Here is a 16,941-nt window from a genome sequence, read left to right as displayed (position 1 = left end):
GGGCGAAAATAAGTTAGCTTATTTTCCCTCTACTCGATTAACTATGGAACTATTCAGCGGCAGCAGCGTACTAATCAGTAAAGGGAAAAAGGGGGCAGATTATGTGTAGACGCCTGATGGCTTTTGCAGTCAGCATACTAATGGCGGTTTTGTTTTTTGTTCCGCAGCAGGTTCTCGCTGCTCCAGACATTACAGTAGATGCCGAGGCGGGAATAGGCAATAAGGTGAAATCGGGAGAAGGGATGCCGGTTCAAATCACTTTTTCGAATGCCGGATCGGCGTTTTCGGGTGACGTGGTGCTGAGTTATGCGGAAAGTTACCGGCTGGGCACCGGTTTGGCCATCCCCGTGGAATTGGCTGCTGGAGAAAGCAAGACGATTCAATTCGCTTCGAATGGCATATCCGATAATTATTTTCCGGGTGGGCAGTCAAGGCAATCCATATTTTTATATGAAGGTGGATGGGAGAACGGCACATCCATTGATTTCAACGGTACTAAAAATTTCCGGCCTTCTTTTTTTGCACCGGATTCTGTGGTCATTGCTACTTTAACGGCAAACTCAGATCGCCTTCTGCAGCTTGAAGAAATGAATGTTGGCAACAGCGGAACTACGGAAATCTATCATCTCAATCAACAGGAGGAATTTCCGCTGCCTGCCGATCCGTTGGCCTGGGAGATGATTGATTATCTGGTAATTGATGAATATGCTTACAGCGATCTGCCGGATGCACTTCAGCAAACCATCTTGCAATGGGTGCAGCAAGGAGGCAAGGTTATGTTCGGAGCGACCGGCAATGTCGCTGCCGAAGCTGGGAATTTAAATGAGTTTCTCCCTCTGTCGTTAGGAGAATCTGTGGAAGCTGATTTGCCTTCATTGGAAAGTACGGTACCTGCCTATGAAGCGGCAGCAGTTGGAGAAAGTAACATACTTTTGGGGCAAGAAGAAGCCATTCTGGCAGCCAGTCAACCGGTCGGCGCAGGAGCCGTGATACAGACCAGTTTTTCCCTGGGGGATGAGATGGTCACGGCGCAACAAGGTTACACAGAAACAATGGAGAGTTTGTTTCATACTGATGCGGTTGTGCAGAACATGTACCAGGATTTGTCCAGCAAAGAAATGATTGCCGATGAAATGGCGGCTGTCAATGAATTGTTTGAGAGTTTTGCCGTATCTCAGACGCTGATCATCGCGATTATTTTTGTTTATATTTTGTTGGTGGTACCGGTTCTTTATACGGTGCTGAAGAGAAAAGACAAGCGTGAATATGCCTGGATCGCTATTCCGGCAATTGCTGTTTTGACCTCCATCGGCTTATTTGTGATTGGTGCCAAAGACCGCATTACCAATCCACAGATTCAGCAAACCGGTTTTTTTGAAGTAACTGCCGATCAGGGGCTGAACGGCTATTATATGAATTCCCTGTTGTCCAATCGTGGAGGCGATTATGAATTCACGGCTCCTTCCTCGACTACTATGACACATCGGTTTTCGACTGATTTTACGGAAGAATCGCCTCATCAATCAGCGATGTTGGAAAAACAGGCAACACAGACGAACTTGACCATCCGTGACATGAAATACTGGTCGGTATCTTCGGTTCTGGGAGAATCGTTGATTGACCAGGCTGGAAGTTTTGATATTCAACTGGAAGTTACAGACCAGACGCTAACAGGGACGATTCAAAACAACTTTCCTTTTGCGGTGGAAGGAATGGCGGTTTGGACCGGAACACGGCAGTTGGCACTCGGAAGTCTGAATCCAGGGGAGACCATAGAGGTCAGTGAAGCGATTCGCTCAGACGTCCTGGCGCCGCCAGCCTCTGTCGGTCAATCGTTCGGTTTTCAACCAATTGCTGATACCGAAGAATTGGAAGAGGCACGAAAGCAGATGGTACTGTCCGTTTCCTATGAACATTTGGCAGCTAATGGCGCTTCGCCTTACCTGATTGCTTATACAAGAGACGCCATTGTACCAGTTGCCTTGGAAGGCCAAAACGCATCGGTTTCTTCGTTGCATTTGATTACACAAAGTTTCGATCCACCTCTCACTGGCACCGGAGAAGTGACATTGCCAGTCGAGTCATTTGATATGGAATTGACGCCTGAGAACCTGGCCAGCCATTACCAGAATATTTCACAGGATCCATACTATTTTTACCTGGACAACGGAGGTTACCGCCTGACGTATACATTGCCGCAGGTTCTGCAGGAAAAAACTTCAAATTGGGAAGAGTTGACGGTCGCATTGGAACGTTCCAATGCATCGGTGTCCATTTTGAATACAGAAACGGGCGAATTTGAAGAACTATCCGGTACAGGAGCACTTTTTGAGAAACAGGCAGACCAATATGTCTCTTCTGAAGGCGGAATCGAACTTTCCTTGCAGATGAATGCCGGATCCGGTTCTCCGGAAATCGTGTTGCCAAAAGTCGAGCTGAAAGGAGTGATAAGCCATGATTGAAACGATTGGATTGACGAAGAAATACGGCTCTTTTTATGCCCTTCAGGATTTGAATCTGGTAGTGGAAGAAGGACATGTCTTCGGGTTTGTCGGAGCGAACGGTGCAGGGAAGTCGACGACGTTCTCAATTTTGGCTACTCTTCTTCAGCCGACTGCCGGCGATGCATTCATCAATGGAATGAGTGTGACGGAAAAGCCGCATGAAGTACGAGCACAGATCGGCTATATGCCCGATTTTTTCGGAGTCTACGATCAGCTGAAAACAGATGAGTACCTGGATTTCTACGGGGCCAGTTATGGATTAAAGCCGAAAGAGCGTGAACAGCTCATTCCGAAATTATTGGAACTTGTCAATTTGGAACACAAGCGATACGACTATGTCGACTTGCTGTCGCGCGGCATGAAGCAGCGTCTTTGTTTGGCTCGGGCATTGATCCATGATCCGAAAATCCTGATTTTGGATGAGCCTGCTTCAGGGTTGGATCCGCGGGCGCGCGTGGAAATGCGGGACATCTTAAAAGAATTGAAAGCGATGGGCAAGACGATTTTGATTTCTTCCCATATTCTTCCGGAACTTGCGGAAATGTGCGACAGTATCGGCGTCATCGATTCCGGCAAGTTGATCGCTCAAGGATCAGTGCATGAAATACAGGCCCGTTTGCAGCATGAAAAAATAATTAATGTCAAAGTGGCCGGTTCTTTGGAAGCAGCGGTGGCATTTTTTGAAAACGATCCGTTTGTTTCCCGGATTGTGGCAGTGCCGGACAAAGGAATGCTGCACTTTTCATACAAAGGGACAGACGTCCAGCAAATCGAATTGCTGCAAAAAGCAATGGCACAGCAATTGCCGATCCGGTCTTTTGCAGAAGAAGAAACCGATTTGGAAGATGTCTTCATGGCGATTACGAAAGGAGCGGATGTCCGATGAAAACGCTTCTGGCAAATCCGGTTCTGGTGAAAGAGTTGAAGCTGAGGTTCCGGAACATAAAAAGTTTCAGCGGCATATTGTTTTATTTGGTCGCCATGAGTGTGTTTGTTTTCGGCTTTATCTTTTTAACGACTTCACTGACAGGGAGCGGTTTTTTTCGACCGACAGAGAGCTTTCTGCTGTTCAGCATGATGTCATATATTCAACTTGGCCTGATCTTGTTCATCACACCTGGACTGACAGCTGGCACGATCAGTTCGGAGCGTGAAAAGCAGACATTGAATATTCTGCTGACTACTTCCCAGACGTCGTTTCAGATCATTTTCGGTAAAATGACTTCTTCAGTGGCATTTTTGTTATTGATGATTGTAGCAGGCCTGCCGATCTACAGTCTGGTGTTTTTATACGGCGGTGTTTCACCGGGACAGATTGCTGTTATTTTCATGTTTTACCTGCTGACTTTGTTGGCGATTGGAAGCATCGGAGTCCTTTTTTCCACACTGATCCGAAGAACTATCGTTTCGATGATCACTACTTACGGTACGATGATTTTCCTGACCGTGGTGACAGGGTTCTTTCTGCTGATTTCATTGCAGATCTCGCAGTATGGAAATGCCATGCCGAACTTTTCGCCGATGTCCTATTTTTGGGCAAGCATCAATCCTCCTGTCGTCTTGTTAACATTGCTGCAGCCGGCAGTTGCTGATCAAATCCTGAATCTGGCCACAGTGACGTTCCCGTTATGGGCTGGATATTTCATTTTTTACAGTGTGCTGACTGCTGCGGCAATTTTTTTATCGGTTAAAAGGCTGCGGGTCAATATGCATAAATACAAATAAGGAGGGGGAAGAAATGGACAACCGTGAGATCAAGCGCTATATCAGGAAAGCGAATCGTCTTTTGAAACTGGTTCATATAAGCCGTTCTTTGCAGCAAGCAATTTTTTTCGGATTGCTGGCTGCGGTTTCATTGCTCGTAGTGTCACGGTTGTTCGTCTTTCCTTATTATGAATTTTATGCATATATTGCAGGGGCTGCGATGCTGATTGTGTGGCTGTCAGTATCATTCAGGACATTGCCGCAAATCCGCGATGCAGTACAACGTCTTGACCACTTCACGCCCCATAATGAACTGCTGACAGTGTGGAAGATGAATGAAGAGAGTTTTTTGGCAAAGGAACTCACGAAAAAAACAGCGGCGCTCATTCCAATGAGTTATCAACTGTTCAAAAAAGAACCGAAATACTGGGTTCTCGGCAAGTGGCTGATAGGGAGCACGGTTCTATTACTAGCGTTGACCTGGCTCTTGATGTCTCCAAGTTCTCTGCAGCAGGAGGCCCGGCAAATCGAGCGGGACCGTGAGCTGATTGAAGATGTGGTGGAAAAGGCAAAAGAAATAGAAGAGCAGGCGAAGACAGAAAAAGTGAAAGAAGAGATGCAGCAGTTGAAGGAATCGGCAGAACAGGCGGAGACAGCTGAACAAGCTCTGAAAGAACTGGTGAAAAAACAAAAAGAGCTGAAGCTGCAGCAACAGGAGTTGGCGGCAGAAGGCCTGGGAGACGCTCCGGAAGCTACTGACGCAGCGGATGCGGCGGAAAAGCTGGCCGGACAGGCGGGAGAGACGCAGACCGCTCTCAGCAATTCAGGAAACCCGGTATCATTTCCTTTGCAGCAAACCATTGCCAACAGCCAGGAAAGCAGTACTGAAGACGGCTCGGAAATTGAATCCGCCGGCGAAGCAGACGGTTCCTCCGGTTCTCAGGACATAAATGAAGACGGGGAACCGGAAGCAGGCTCAAGTGATTCGAACGGACAGAGTGGAGAAACAAGTTCTGCAGAAGATGGTGCAGGAAGTGAAGACGGGCAAGGTGAAGGACAAGGTTCTGGTCAAGGAGCCGGCGAAGGGCAAGGGTCTGGAAGCGGTTCAGGGCAAGGGGAAGGAAGTGGCTCTGGATCTGAATCAGGTGACGGCCAAGGGCAAGGTGATGGGGCTGGAACAGGCCAGGGCAGCAGAGAGTTTGTGACATTACCTTCGAGACTTGGCGGGGAAGGTGAAGTGGAAGTTGATCGAGGCGAAGTGGGTGACGGTGAAGCGGCTGATGAACAGGAAGGAACCGTCCCTGCCGAACGCGGTACAGCGAGACCTTATGCCGATGTTGCAGGTGATTATTCTGAATCCTATTTCACCAGTGCTGAGCGCATCGGATTGCCTGCTGACTTGCAGAAAGTTGTGGAGCAGTATTTCACATCGATGGAATCCAATGAATAGAAAGCAGGGATACGATGACAAACGCAATTGAACAATTTACTGACATGAGCAAGAGGCTGCAGGATGTCCGTGAAGAAATCGGCCGGTTCATTGTCGGACAGGAAGAAGCGATTGAGTTCTCGCTCTACGCTATTTTGGCAGATGGGCACGCGTTGCTGGAGGGCTTGCCCGGCCTCGGGAAAACGATGCTTATCCGCACGATTTCTGAGGTGCTGGATCTGTCTTTTTCCAGAATCCAATTTACTCCTGACCTGATGCCTTCTGATATTACAGGAACCAGTCTGATTGAACGCGACGGGGACGGCAGGCAGCACTTTACGTTCCGTGAAGGACCGATTTTCCATCAGATGGTGCTGGCAGATGAAATTAACCGGGCAACTCCAAAAACACAGAGTGCCCTGCTTGAAGCAATGGGGGAAAAGACGGTGACCATATTGGGGGATACCAAGCCGATGAAACGGCCGTTTTTTGTGCTGGCGACACAGAATCCGATTGAAATGGAAGGAACCTACCCGTTACCGGAAGCTCAAATGGACCGCTTTCTTTGCAAAATTCTGGTGTCGTATCCGACGCGCTCTGAATTGGCGGAAATCAGCAGACGGACGACAGGATCAGACAACATCGAATTGACGAAAAAAATGGACACGGCTGCTTTACTGGAAGCACAGCGTATGACCAAAGAAGTGTTGATTGCTGATGATATCCTCATGGTGGCGGTAGACCTGATTCAAAACACACATCCCGATCAAACGGAATTTGAAGAAATCCGTCAGTATATTCAATATGGCAGCGGGCCGCGGGGCTTGCAGAGTCTTATTCGCCTGGCAAAAGCGCGCGCTTTGATCGAAGGGCGATACCATGTATCCATCGGCGATTTGAAGCATGTCGCAAAGCCGGTTTTACGGCATCGGCTGTTGCTCAATTATGAAGGGGAAGCGGATGGCAAAGAGGCGGATGAGCTGATTGACGTGGTGATCGGTACAGCCGGGAAGGGGAAAGCAAAATGACTTTTTTGCACCTGCCCGCTGACTGGGTTTCCCGCTTGAGTCGTTACTCCATTGCGACAAAAGCGAAAATCCGGGGTCATCACAAAGGATCCCATCGCTCGGCACGGTTCGGTTCCTCATTGGATTTTTCCGATTTCCGGGAATACCACCCTGGAGATGATGTCCGGCATATTGACTGGAATGTTTATGCCAGAACGGATCGTGTCTACATAAAACGTTTTTTGGATGAACAGGAAATGCGCGTCCACCTGATGATTGACAGCTCGAAGTCGATGGAGAGGAAATGGCTTTTTACGAAACAGCTGGCTTATACGCTCGGTATGATGGTATTGACAAAAGATGATCGCCTTACCGTTTCTGGAGGGCAGGAAAAAACGGTGCCTTTTCGGAAAAAAGGGAAATCCGCCAGGAAATTGTTCGAACATTATATGGCATCGCTTCCTGGTCCCACTCAAAATTCGTTCGCCGGAAATGCAGGTTTTTATGTAGCTAAAGATTCCACGGTACTGTTCATCTTATCGGACGGTTTGGAACCGATTGATGACTGGGTCTTGTTTTTCAAACAAACACCCAGGTTTTCACAGGATGTCCGATTTCTTCAGATCAGTACGGCGGAAGAAAGGAATCCTTCCTTCGACGGGGATATGCGTCTGATTGACAACGAAACTCAGGAGGATGTAAATGTATCGATGACGCAAGGGGCGTTAAAGGCTTATCAGGACAAACGCGAAGCGCATAATAAGGCGTTGGAAGCGGTTTGCAGAAAACAGGGCATCCAGTATATGCATGTGCATGCCGAAGATGGCATTCAGCAGATTGTTTTGCAGCAGCTGGCAAGAAGAAATTGGATTGAGTGAGGTGAAGCGGTATGGGAATTTCAGGATGGGGTTTGATCTGGACGGCAATCATGCCGCTCGCCGTCATTCTGTATTATTTTTTTCGGAAAAAATACAAAGACCAAACGGTTTCTTCCACTTTGCTTTGGCGGGAACTGATGAAAGAAATGCAGGCGTCCCCTTTTTTGAAAAAGCTGCAGCATCAGCTGTTGTTTTATTTGCAACTGGCAGCACTGATACTTTGTGTAGTGGCGCTTCTTGGCCCTTTTATCCATTCTGAAGAACTGGAAGGAAATGAATTCATCTTCATCGTTGATACATCTGCCACGATGCTCGCCGGTACACCGACACGCTTTGAACAGCAGCAGGCAACGATGACAGAACTGGCCGCTCAGACCGGCGGCAAGCCAGTGACCATCATAACGACCGGAGCCAGCCCGGAAGTTGTGCTGCGCCATGAAAGAGAGCCGGCAAAAGTGACAGAAGCCATCGACCGGTTGGCGGTCACTTATGAAAAAGCGGAAATCGAGCAGGCGCTGCTGTTTGCCGAAACACTTGTTGACAACGATTCGACCGTTATTCACGTGTTTACTGATGCACTGGATCGAAGCGTTTTTACCCACAAGGCCGGCTTTGCCTACGAAGTCCATGGGTTCGATAACAGTCTGCAAAACCTTTCGATCCGCCAATTCGGTTTGTCGGAAACAGACAACGGCATGCGGGCCTTTGTCCAGATCGTCAATAACAGTGCGGAAGCAATGGAAGGAATCGTGGAAATCCAGGGCGGTAATACCACTGAATCGGCTCAAGTATCTCTGGAGCCAGATGAAGAGGTGCTGGTGCCATTTGACAGTTTGCCGCAGGAAACGGTATGGCAGGCAACATTAGATGCAGCAGATGAGTATAGGGCGGACAATGATATGGTGTCCTACGCCCAAAATCCGGTCCAGGAAGTTTTTGTTGATTCCAGGTTGCATGAACTGCTGGCCACCGGTTTCGAATCGTTGAATTTGGATGTCAATCTCGTGGCGCCGGATCAATTGCAGAATCTCTCCGGAGCGCCGGTGGTCACCAATCAAACCGCTTTCCTTGAAAGTGAAGAGCCGGTTCTGCTGATTGGGAGAGATGATGAAAGTACCCACCAAGCGGCTGGGCAGGTGGAAGCGGCGAATCATCCTTTGTTTACATATGCGGATCTCGAGGATGTCTATGTTTCTGAGCTGTATCCGCCGTTTGAAGGATTCGAAACCATCGCCACGATCAACGGTGAGCCGTTTATCCAATTGTCACCGACAGGAGACATCATCGTTTTGACAGATGTCCAGCTTACCGACTGGCCACTGCATCCGTCGTTTCCTTTGTTTTTATGGAGTGCCTCGCAGGAATTGTCAGCCACTGAAAACTTCCTGGGATTTTTTCAGCCAAACGAACACCGTTCAGTGCCCCTGATGTCGAGCTCAGGGGAATGGGAGATTTTTAAAGACGGCAGTTATCTGTATTCCTATATGGAAGGACAGGGGCCTTTTATTGCGCCGGAACAGCCGGGGCGTTATGAAGTAAGAGGAGACAGCGGAAAACGGGAACTGGTGGTGCAATTGAGCAGCGAAGAAAAAGAACTGGCTTCAGGTTCCACCTATTCGATTGGGACTGCAGAATCGACAGAAGAAACGGTTCAATTTTCGCTTGTTCCTTGGCTGATCGCAGCTGTGCTGCTGCTTCTTTTTGTGGAATGGGAGGTGTACAGGCGTGGAACTTCGAATCGATGATCCCTGGTGGCTTCTACTGCTGGTGCCTACGGTGGTGTATTTTATCTATCTTGGTTACACCAGTCTGCAAGAAGCAACGAAGCTTTTTAAATTGGTATTCGGGTTGCGGTTGACGGCAGTCATGCTGTTGATCTTTGCTTTGGCTGCACCGTCTATTTACCGCCCGGTTACAGAAGAACAAGTCATTTTCCTGATGGATCGTTCGGCGTCGCTGGAGGGAATGCAAAGCACCATGGCCTCGTGGGTGGAAGGCGCTGTTGAAAATAAGGCGGACCATCAACTGGCAGGTGTTTATACATTTGCTGAAGACTTTCAGTCGCTGGTGCCGGTTTCAGAAGAGTGGGATTCAATGCCGACAGAAATGACAATCGGACAGAACAGCCATACCGATTTGGCGCAGGCGCTTCAGCTTGCCTTAAACAGTGGCGATACCAGTTTGGCGATGCGCCTTGTTTTGATGACCGATGGCAATGAAACCAGGTCTTCTGTCATCGACAGTCTTGACTGGCTGGAATCGGAGCGGCTTCAAGTTGATGTTCTGCCTGTCGAACAGCAAGCCGGAAAAGATGTGGCGATTACCGAATTCACCACACCTTCTTCTGCTTTTCCCGGTGAATCGCTGCCTTTTTCATTGGCGATCGAATCGGACAGGGAAGCTTCAGCAGAACTGATCATCTCGATGAACGATGAAGAAATCGACAGAACTGAAATTATGCTGTCACAAGGCCGTAATCTACTGGCCTACAATTATCCGGCGTCGAAGGAAGGCTTGCTGAAGTTCGAAGCACGACTGGAAATCGCTGATGACGCTTTCCTGGAAAATAATGCGATGTTCAGTATGACGGAAGTGGAAGGAAGTCCCGAAGTGCTGGTGGTCAGTGGCAATGAAACCAGCCCGATTTCCGATTTGCTTGACGGAGAAAAGATTGGAATCACCGAACTGACAGCCTCGCAATTGCCGGAAACTTTATCTTCGGTCCTGGCATATGACTCCATCATTTTTGACAATGTTTCGGGGACCACTGTCGGTGAGCAGCAAATGAACGTCATTGAACAGGCTGTGCAGCAGTTTGGTGTCGGATTTGTTATGGTCGGAGGCGATCAAAGTTTCGGCCTCGGCGGTTACTTCAAGACCCCGATTGAGAGAATCTTGCCGGTGGATATGGAAGTGAAAGGCAAGCATGAACTGCCGTCTCTCGGACTCATCATCGTGATGGACCGTTCCGGCAGCATGGCAGGCATGAAAATGGAGTTGGCCAAAGAAGCGGCGGCGCGCTCGGTGGAATTGCTGCGTGAAGACGATACAGTGGGTGTTATTGCATTCGATGATCGGCCGTGGGAAATTTTGCCGACTGAAAAGCTGGCTGATCCGGAAGATGCCATTGACAAAATATTGTCGATCGGACCCGGAGGCGGTACGGAAATCTTCAGCTCACTGGAAGAAGCGTACGGACAATTGGAGGAATTGGAATTACAGCGGAAACACATCATTTTGCTGACAGACGGCCAATCGGCGACTGCGGGCGATTATACTTCGCTGATTGAAGACGGCAAAGAACACAATGTCACACTGTCCACGGTTGCCATCGGCCAGGATGCTGATCAGATTTTGCTGGAAACATTGGCCGACGCGGGTGCCGGCCGTTTTTATGATGTCAGCGATGCCAGCACCATTCCAGCGATCCTGTCCCGGGAAACGATGATGATGTCCAGAACCTATATCGTCGATGATCCGTTTCAACCGATCGTATATGAAAGCGATTGGAGTTCTCTTTTCGTGGACGGAGTCCCGGAGATGAACGCCTACATTGCGACCACTCCAAAGCCGGCCGCTTCTGTTGCTGCTGAAAGTACGGAAGAAGATCCGGTGTTGGCTTCATGGAATTACGGATTGGGCAAAACCATTGCCTATACCTCGGACAGCGGCTCGTGGAGCGGTGGATTCCAAGCATGGCAAAACTGGCCGGCTTTCTGGAACCGGACGGTAGCAGAGTCCTTTCCGGCGTTCGAAGAGATTCCATTCACTGTGGCGAAAAAAGAGCAAGGCGTTTATACAGTGGAAGATCCGACGCAGTCATCAGCTATCTTGAATGTCACAGTGGTCGATGAACAAGGAAACGAATTGCCGTCAGAAACAGAACCCGTAGCTCCGGGGAAAGTGGAGGTTACACTGGATGCTGACCCGGGTCTGGTGTTCTTCAGCATCGCCAACGAAACCGGCGCCGCTTTCAAGACCGGATTGACGATTCCCTATGGAGATGAATACAGAATCAGTGAACCGAATATGTCTCTGCTTCGGGCAGTCGCAGAGCGGACGGGGGGAGAAGTAGTGGAATCACTGGACGAGTCGTTTCGGGACATTCCCTACAGCAGTGGAACGTTGCAGCCGATCCAACGAAGTTTGGTGCTGCTTGGGATGATGTTGTTTTTCCTTGATATCACGCTCAGGCGTTTTGGGTTGAAAATGCCATCGAAAGAAGCTTTCATCAAAACTGAAACAAAAACGGACGCACAATCCAACACCATCGAACAATTAATAAAAGCGAAAAAGAGAAATTAATCTCTTTTTCGCTTTTATTTTGTCTATTAACTTCTGCTGGTCGCGAGCAGTTGCTGTTTCTTCATGGACCAGATATTGGCGATGAAGAAGCAGGTGATCAAAATGGCTGTTCCTGCCATATAAGGATAACTCATATTGATATCGAACAGGATGCCGGCCATCGCTGGACCGATCATGTTGCCCAGGCTCATATAGGCATTGTTCATGCCTGCAGCGAATCCCTGCTGGTCTCCGGCTAGTTTCGAAATGAGCGTATTGATTGCCGGCCGCAGAAGGGAAGCGGCTGTGAAAAAGACGGCGGCAACCAGCAGGATGGTCCAAAACGTGCTGACAAGCAACACGCCGATCATTGCGGCAGCGGCGACCAATAAGTTGACCAGAATGACTTTCATTTCTCCGTAAAGCTTAAACAGGCGATTGATGACAAACGTCTGGACGATGACTCCCACGAAGCCGCCGGTAGTGATTAAAACAGCAATTTCCTTTGGAGTGAAATTGTATTTTTTGTCGACGTACAACGAGATGGTCGATTGGAAGTTGGCCAAACCGAAGGCGAAAATGAGCATAACCAGCAACAGGACGAAATATGGCGTATACACCGAGCGTTTCATCTGCTGCAGGATGTTTTCATTCTTGTTGGATGCGGCTTCAATCGTCGGGGCCACATTCGGCAAGGCCATAAAGGATAAAAACGCAGCTACGAGTGCGACCGATGCAGCGACATAAAAAGGGAATTGCAGACTGACTTCAGCTAAAAAACCACCAAAACCGGGCCCGATCATAAAACCAAGTGACATCGAAGCACCCAGCAGTCCCATTCCTCTGCCGCGTTCTTCGTAAGTTGTAATATCGGCCACAAACGCCATCATCGGCGGAATCAGGAACGCTGCTCCGAGACCGCTGAAAAACCGGGCGACATATAAAAGCCACAAGTTAGGCGCTAATCCGAATGCCAGCTGCGACAGACCGAAAACCACCAAACCGAAAATGATTAAATTTTTCCGGCCGTATTTATCCGATAATTGACCGGATAAAGGAGAAAACAGGAATTGGGCGAAAGCGAACGTGGCAATGAGTGTTCCAAGCGCTTGTCCTGCAACTCCAAATGTATCTAAATAAGCGGGCATGATCGGAATGATCAAACCGATGCCGCTCATGGCGATGAACATATTGAACATGAGGATATATAATGCGAAATTCGAGGTTTTTCCCGCCATGCTGGAACCTTCTTTCTTATTTGTTTCGTGACTCTAAATTTCAGTGTTGCAACATTAACTACTATACCCTATTTTCGCTCAAGAAAAAACAGGCAGAATTGTCTGCCTGTTAATTTTCCATATCCATTTTAAACTCCAGAAAGAATTCATTGTAGACGCCGAGCATTTCAAGGCCAAGGTTTTCATAAACTTCGAGCCGCCCCCTCAGTTCTTCGGGTGGATAAAATCGCTCATCTTCGATGACTTCAGGGTCCATCAACTCGGTTGCCGCTTCGTTCGGTGTGGAATAGCCGACATAATCAGCATTTTGCGCTGCCACTTCCGCATCAAGCATAAAATTGATAAACGCGTGGGCGCCTTCGACGTTCGTGGCAGTAGCTGGAATGATCATATTATCGAACCAGAGATTTGATCCTTCCTGAGGGACTGAAAAGTCAATGTCTTCATTGATCCACATCATGTCCGCTGCCTGGCCGGACCAGGTAAGAGCTACAGCCGCTTCTTCGCGGCGCATCATTTCAACGATTTCATCCCCAATGATGGCTTTCACATTGGGTCCGAGTGTCTTTAACTTTTCAGTGGCTTCACGGAGCTTGTCCATATCAGTCGAATTGAGAGAATAGCCGAGACTGTTCAAGCCCATGCCGATGACTTCCCGTGCGCTGTCGACCAGGACAACTTCCTGTGACAAGGCGGGATCCCATAAATCGTCCCAGCTTTCGAATGTCTGGCCGTCTTCGAGCAACGTCGGATTAAAAGCGATGCCGACAGTACCCCAGAAATAAGGAATGGAGTATTCGTTGCCCGGATCGAACGGCAAATCCAGGAAGTAGGGATCGATATTTTCAAGATTCGGGATCTTACTGTGATCAATTGGCAACAGCATGTCACTTTCTTTCATCTTTTCAATGGCATACTCGGAAGGCATGGCCACATCATACGAAGTGCCGCCTTGTTCGATCTTTGTCATCATGGCTTCGTTTGAAGCAAACGTTTCATAGACCACTTGGATATTCGTCTCTTCTTCAAACTGCTCGATCAATTCAGGATCAATGTATTCCCCCCAGTTAAAAACGGAGATGGTCCCGCTTCCGGTTGTGGCAGAGCTGCGTTCAAGCAGCGAGACAGCATACAGCAGCAAGCCGCTGACTGCCAGCAGCACGATGCTGATTCGGATGATGTCTTTCATGATTGTCCACCTCTCGTTTCGGCAATTTGACGCGAACGCTGATTAAAGACATAATAGCCGACGACCAGCGCCAGCGTAATGATGAAAATAAGCGCAGACAAGGCATTGATCGTCAAGGTGATCCCGGTACGTGCCATGGAATAGATTTCCACAGATAATGTTGCAAATCCGTTGCCTGTCACAAAAAACGTCACAGCAAAATCGTCGAGTGAATAGGTCAATGCCAGGAAAAAGCCGGCGAATATGCCGGGTTTGATGTAAGGGATGATGACGCGTGTCAGAATATCCCGTTTGGACGCCCCCAAGTCGCTGGCAGCATCGATCAGCGACGAACTCAGCTCCATCAATTTCGGCAATACCATAATGACGACAATGGGAATACTGAAAGCGATGTGGGAAATCAGAACAGAAGCAAATCCGAGTTTGACACCGACCAAGGTGAATAATATTAAAAATGATGCACCTATGATCACATCAGGGCTGACGATTAATATATTATTGAGCGACAACACCGCGCTCCGAGTTTTGCGGTTGCGTAAAAACACGATGCCAATAGCACCCAGAACACCGATGACAGTTGAAATAAAAGACGACAGCAACGCAATAATGACTGTATTCAGCAAAATGATGATCAGCCGTGTATCGTTAAACACTGCAGCATAATGCTCAAGTGTAAAATCTTCAAAACCGGACATCGTACCGCCGCTGTTGAATGAATAAAAGATCAAATAAAAAATAGGGGCATATAAAACGATAAAGACGAACGCCAAATAGATTTTAGAAGGATTATTTAGTTTTGACATTTGTCGTTCCTCCTTTGTCCCGCTGCCCGGTAAGCATCATAATGATAAACATGAACAAAATCAGAAATACGGCAATGGTCGATCCCATCCCCCAGTTCTGGGTCACCAGGAATTGCTGCTCGATGGCAGTCCCGAGCGTGATGACTTTGTTTCCCGCTATGAGACGTGTAATCATAAACAGCGACAAGGCGGGGATAAATACCGCTTGTACGCCGGATTTCACACCGCCAATGGCGAGAGGGAAAATGATTCTTCTGAATGTGGTCCAGGAAGAAGCCCCCAAATCCCGTGACGCATCGATCAACGCCGGGTTGAGTTTATCAAGCGAATTGAAAATCGGTAAAATCATGAACGGGATAAAAATATAAACCGATACAAAAACGAAACTGAAGTCCGTGAACAAAATCTGCTGCTGGCCGATTCCGAGAAACTCGAGAAACTGATTGGCGGGGCCATACAGACCGAAAATCCCAATAAACGCATAAGTCTTCAGCAAAAGATTAATCCATGAAGGAATGATGATCAACAACAGCCATAACTGCTTGTGCTTCGTTTTCGTCAGCAAATAAGCTGTCGGATACGCGATCAGAATGGAAAATAAAGTGATCAGAAAAGCGTACCAAAAAGAGCTGAGAGTCATCCGCAAATAAACGGAAGTGAAAAAGTTTCGGTAATTTTCCAGGGTCAGGTTGCCGGATAAGTCGAAAAAAGAGAAATAGGCAACGAGTGCAATCGGTGTGATGACAAACAAGGCGATCCATAAATAATAAGGGAGCAGGTAAATAGGGCGTTTTGAGCTATTTTCCATAAGACGTTTCTCCGTACGATTCCAACCTTGCGTCGAATGCTTCTTCTGATTCGTTCAAACGCATGACATGGATTGCTTCCGGGTCGAAATCCAGGCCGATTTTCGAACCGACTTCCGCTTTGCGGGTGGAATGGACGAGCCACTCATTTCCTGCTTCATCGATGGTCGAAATCTCAAAATGGACGCCGCGGAACAATTGCGTGTCAACGGTAACTGTCATTTTGCCTTGATCAGCCTGCGTAATTTCCAAGTCTTCCGGACGGATGACCACTTCCACTTTTTCGTCCGGATTCAATCCTCTGTCGACACACTCGAATTCCTTATTGGCAAAACGGACGCGATAATCAGAAGTCATGAAGCCCTCCACAATATTGGATTCGCCGATAAAGTCAGCGACAAACCGATTGATTGGTTCATCATAGATATCCATGGGTGTGCCACTTTGCTGGATTTCCCCAGCTTTCATGACAAAAATCTCGTCTGACATGGCCAGTGCTTCTTCCTGGTCATGGGTAACGAAAACAAAAGTTTTGCCGAGGCGCTGCTGCAGTTCTCTCAACTCGTATTGCATTTCCGTGCGAAGTTTGAGGTCGAGCGCCGACAACGGCTCATCCAGTAAAATCACTTCCGGGTCATTGACGATGGCACGGGCTATCGCAACACGCTGCCGCTGGCCACCGGACATTTCTGAAATCTCCCGGTTGTCATAGCCGACAAGGTTGACAAACTCCAGTGCTTCTTTCACGCGGCGCTTGACTTCGGATTTTTTCACTTTTTTAATGCGCAATCCAAATGCCACGTTCTCATAGACATTCAAATGGGGAAACAAAGCGTAATCCTGAAAGACAGTGTTGACTTTGCGTTCATTCGCCGGTACCTTGTTGACCAGGTTTTCTTCTATATAGACATTTCCATTGGTGGGAGCAATGAACCCGGCGATCAATCGCAGAATAGTGGTTTTGCCACAGCCGGAAGGACCGAGAAGTGTATAGAATTTTCCGCGCTCCAATTCGAAATTTACGTTATTTAACACGGCACCGGTTTCTTCGTACGTTTGAGTGACGTTTTCAAACCTGATAATCGGTTTTTCAGCCATT

General features: G+C 48.1%; 13 protein-coding genes. 8 read left to right on the top strand and 5 right to left on the bottom strand.

Annotation, left to right across the window (positions count from 1 at the left end; all coding sequences use genetic code 11):
- Positions 1-101 precede the first annotated feature (101 nt).
- The 8 genes from EEX84_RS04815 to EEX84_RS04780 are packed head-to-tail and all read left to right on the top strand — an operon-like array spanning position 102 to position 11,827.
- The gene (locus EEX84_RS04815; protein ID WP_123164450.1) at positions 102-2,462 is read left to right on the top strand and encodes a hypothetical protein; all 2,361 of its coding nucleotides are present in this window, start codon (positions 102-104) and stop codon (positions 2,460-2,462) included.
- Positions 2,455-3,390, top strand: coding sequence for an ABC transporter ATP-binding protein (locus EEX84_RS04810; RefSeq protein ID WP_123164449.1), 936 nt, complete (start codon positions 2,455-2,457; stop codon positions 3,388-3,390). Before EEX84_RS04815 ends, EEX84_RS04810 begins: the two co-directional genes overlap by 8 nt.
- Complete coding sequence (locus EEX84_RS04805; protein ID WP_123164448.1) at positions 3,387-4,229, top strand: ABC transporter permease; 843 nt, start codon at positions 3,387-3,389, stop codon at positions 4,227-4,229. The genes EEX84_RS04810 and EEX84_RS04805 overlap by 4 nt, the downstream gene beginning before the upstream one ends.
- 13 nt (positions 4,230-4,242) lie before the next feature.
- The gene (locus EEX84_RS04800; RefSeq protein WP_123164447.1) at positions 4,243-5,658 is read left to right on the top strand and encodes a coiled-coil domain-containing protein; all 1,416 of its coding nucleotides are present in this window, start codon (positions 4,243-4,245) and stop codon (positions 5,656-5,658) included.
- A 14-nt stretch (positions 5,659-5,672) separates the two neighbouring features.
- The gene (locus EEX84_RS04795) at positions 5,673-6,665 is read left to right on the top strand and encodes an AAA family ATPase (RefSeq protein WP_123164446.1); all 993 of its coding nucleotides are present in this window, start codon (positions 5,673-5,675) and stop codon (positions 6,663-6,665) included.
- Positions 6,662-7,522: a DUF58 domain-containing protein gene (locus EEX84_RS04790; RefSeq protein ID WP_123164445.1), complete on the top strand. Its 861-nt coding sequence runs from the start codon at positions 6,662-6,664 to the stop codon at positions 7,520-7,522. Before EEX84_RS04795 ends, EEX84_RS04790 begins: the two co-directional genes overlap by 4 nt.
- An 11-nt stretch (positions 7,523-7,533) precedes the next feature.
- The gene (locus EEX84_RS04785; protein WP_123164444.1) at positions 7,534-9,267 is read left to right on the top strand and encodes a vWA domain-containing protein; all 1,734 of its coding nucleotides are present in this window, start codon (positions 7,534-7,536) and stop codon (positions 9,265-9,267) included.
- Positions 9,248-11,827 carry a VWA domain-containing protein gene (locus EEX84_RS04780; protein WP_123164443.1) on the top strand — a complete coding sequence of 860 codons (2,580 nt, stop codon included), beginning with the start codon at positions 9,248-9,250 and terminating at the stop codon, positions 11,825-11,827. The genes EEX84_RS04785 and EEX84_RS04780 overlap by 20 nt, the downstream gene beginning before the upstream one ends.
- 26 nt (positions 11,828-11,853) lie before the next feature.
- On the opposite strand, the gene EEX84_RS04775 is transcribed toward EEX84_RS04780, so the two are convergent.
- The 5 genes from EEX84_RS04775 to EEX84_RS04755 all read right to left on the bottom strand — a co-directional run bounded on the left by EEX84_RS04775 (position 11,854) and on the right by EEX84_RS04755 (position 16,940).
- Positions 11,854-13,044: an MFS transporter gene (locus tag EEX84_RS04775; protein ID WP_123164442.1), complete on the bottom strand. Its 1,191-nt coding sequence runs from the start codon at positions 13,042-13,044 to the stop codon at positions 11,854-11,856.
- Between the two features lie 109 nt (positions 13,045-13,153).
- The gene (locus tag EEX84_RS04770; RefSeq protein ID WP_123164441.1) at positions 13,154-14,233 is read right to left on the bottom strand and encodes an ABC transporter substrate-binding protein; all 1,080 of its coding nucleotides are present in this window, start codon (positions 14,231-14,233) and stop codon (positions 13,154-13,156) included.
- Positions 14,230-15,036 carry an ABC transporter permease gene (locus tag EEX84_RS04765; protein ID WP_123164440.1) on the bottom strand — a complete coding sequence of 269 codons (807 nt, stop codon included), beginning with the start codon at positions 15,034-15,036 and terminating at the stop codon, positions 14,230-14,232. Before EEX84_RS04765 ends, EEX84_RS04770 begins: the two co-directional genes overlap by 4 nt.
- On the bottom strand, positions 15,020-15,844 hold the full coding sequence (locus EEX84_RS04760; protein ID WP_123164439.1) for an ABC transporter permease: 825 nt from the start codon (positions 15,842-15,844) through the stop codon (positions 15,020-15,022). Before EEX84_RS04760 ends, EEX84_RS04765 begins: the two co-directional genes overlap by 17 nt.
- Positions 15,834-16,940 carry an ABC transporter ATP-binding protein gene (locus tag EEX84_RS04755; protein ID WP_123164438.1) on the bottom strand — a complete coding sequence of 369 codons (1,107 nt, stop codon included), beginning with the start codon at positions 16,938-16,940 and terminating at the stop codon, positions 15,834-15,836. Before EEX84_RS04755 ends, EEX84_RS04760 begins: the two co-directional genes overlap by 11 nt.
- Position 16,941: the final 1 nt, after the last annotated feature.

The organism is Planococcus salinus (genome assembly GCF_003719725.1).
Taxonomy (GTDB): domain Bacteria; phylum Bacillota; class Bacilli; order Bacillales_A; family Planococcaceae; genus Planococcus; species Planococcus salinus.
Note: the sequence above shows the minus strand (reverse complement) of the source record. Positions and strands in the feature narration are given on the sequence as shown.

What these genes read in the sequence shown, in the direction of transcription:
- EEX84_RS04815 (WP_123164450.1), top strand. Translation starts at nt 102, where the DNA reads ATGTGTAGACGCCTGATGGCTTTTGCAGTCAGCATACTAATGGCGGTT.
- EEX84_RS04810 (WP_123164449.1), top strand. Translation starts at nt 2,455, where the DNA reads ATGATTGAAACGATTGGATTGACGAAGAAATACGGCTCTTTTTATGCC.
- EEX84_RS04805 (WP_123164448.1), top strand. Translation starts at nt 3,387, where the DNA reads ATGAAAACGCTTCTGGCAAATCCGGTTCTGGTGAAAGAGTTGAAGCTG.
- EEX84_RS04800 (WP_123164447.1), top strand. Translation starts at nt 4,243, where the DNA reads ATGGACAACCGTGAGATCAAGCGCTATATCAGGAAAGCGAATCGTCTT.
- EEX84_RS04795 (WP_123164446.1), top strand. Translation starts at nt 5,673, where the DNA reads ATGACAAACGCAATTGAACAATTTACTGACATGAGCAAGAGGCTGCAG.
- EEX84_RS04790 (WP_123164445.1), top strand. Translation starts at nt 6,662, where the DNA reads ATGACTTTTTTGCACCTGCCCGCTGACTGGGTTTCCCGCTTGAGTCGT.
- EEX84_RS04785 (WP_123164444.1), top strand. Translation starts at nt 7,534, where the DNA reads ATGGGAATTTCAGGATGGGGTTTGATCTGGACGGCAATCATGCCGCTC.
- EEX84_RS04775 (WP_123164442.1), bottom strand. Translation starts at nt 13,044, where the DNA reads ATGGCGGGAAAAACCTCGAATTTCGCATTATATATCCTCATGTTCAAT.
- EEX84_RS04770 (WP_123164441.1), bottom strand. Translation starts at nt 14,233, where the DNA reads ATGAAAGACATCATCCGAATCAGCATCGTGCTGCTGGCAGTCAGCGGC.
- EEX84_RS04765 (WP_123164440.1), bottom strand. Translation starts at nt 15,036, where the DNA reads ATGTCAAAACTAAATAATCCTTCTAAAATCTATTTGGCGTTCGTCTTT.
- EEX84_RS04760 (WP_123164439.1), bottom strand. Translation starts at nt 15,844, where the DNA reads ATGGAAAATAGCTCAAAACGCCCTATTTACCTGCTCCCTTATTATTTA.
- EEX84_RS04755 (WP_123164438.1), bottom strand. Translation starts at nt 16,940, where the DNA reads ATGGCTGAAAAACCGATTATCAGGTTTGAAAACGTCACTCAAACGTAC.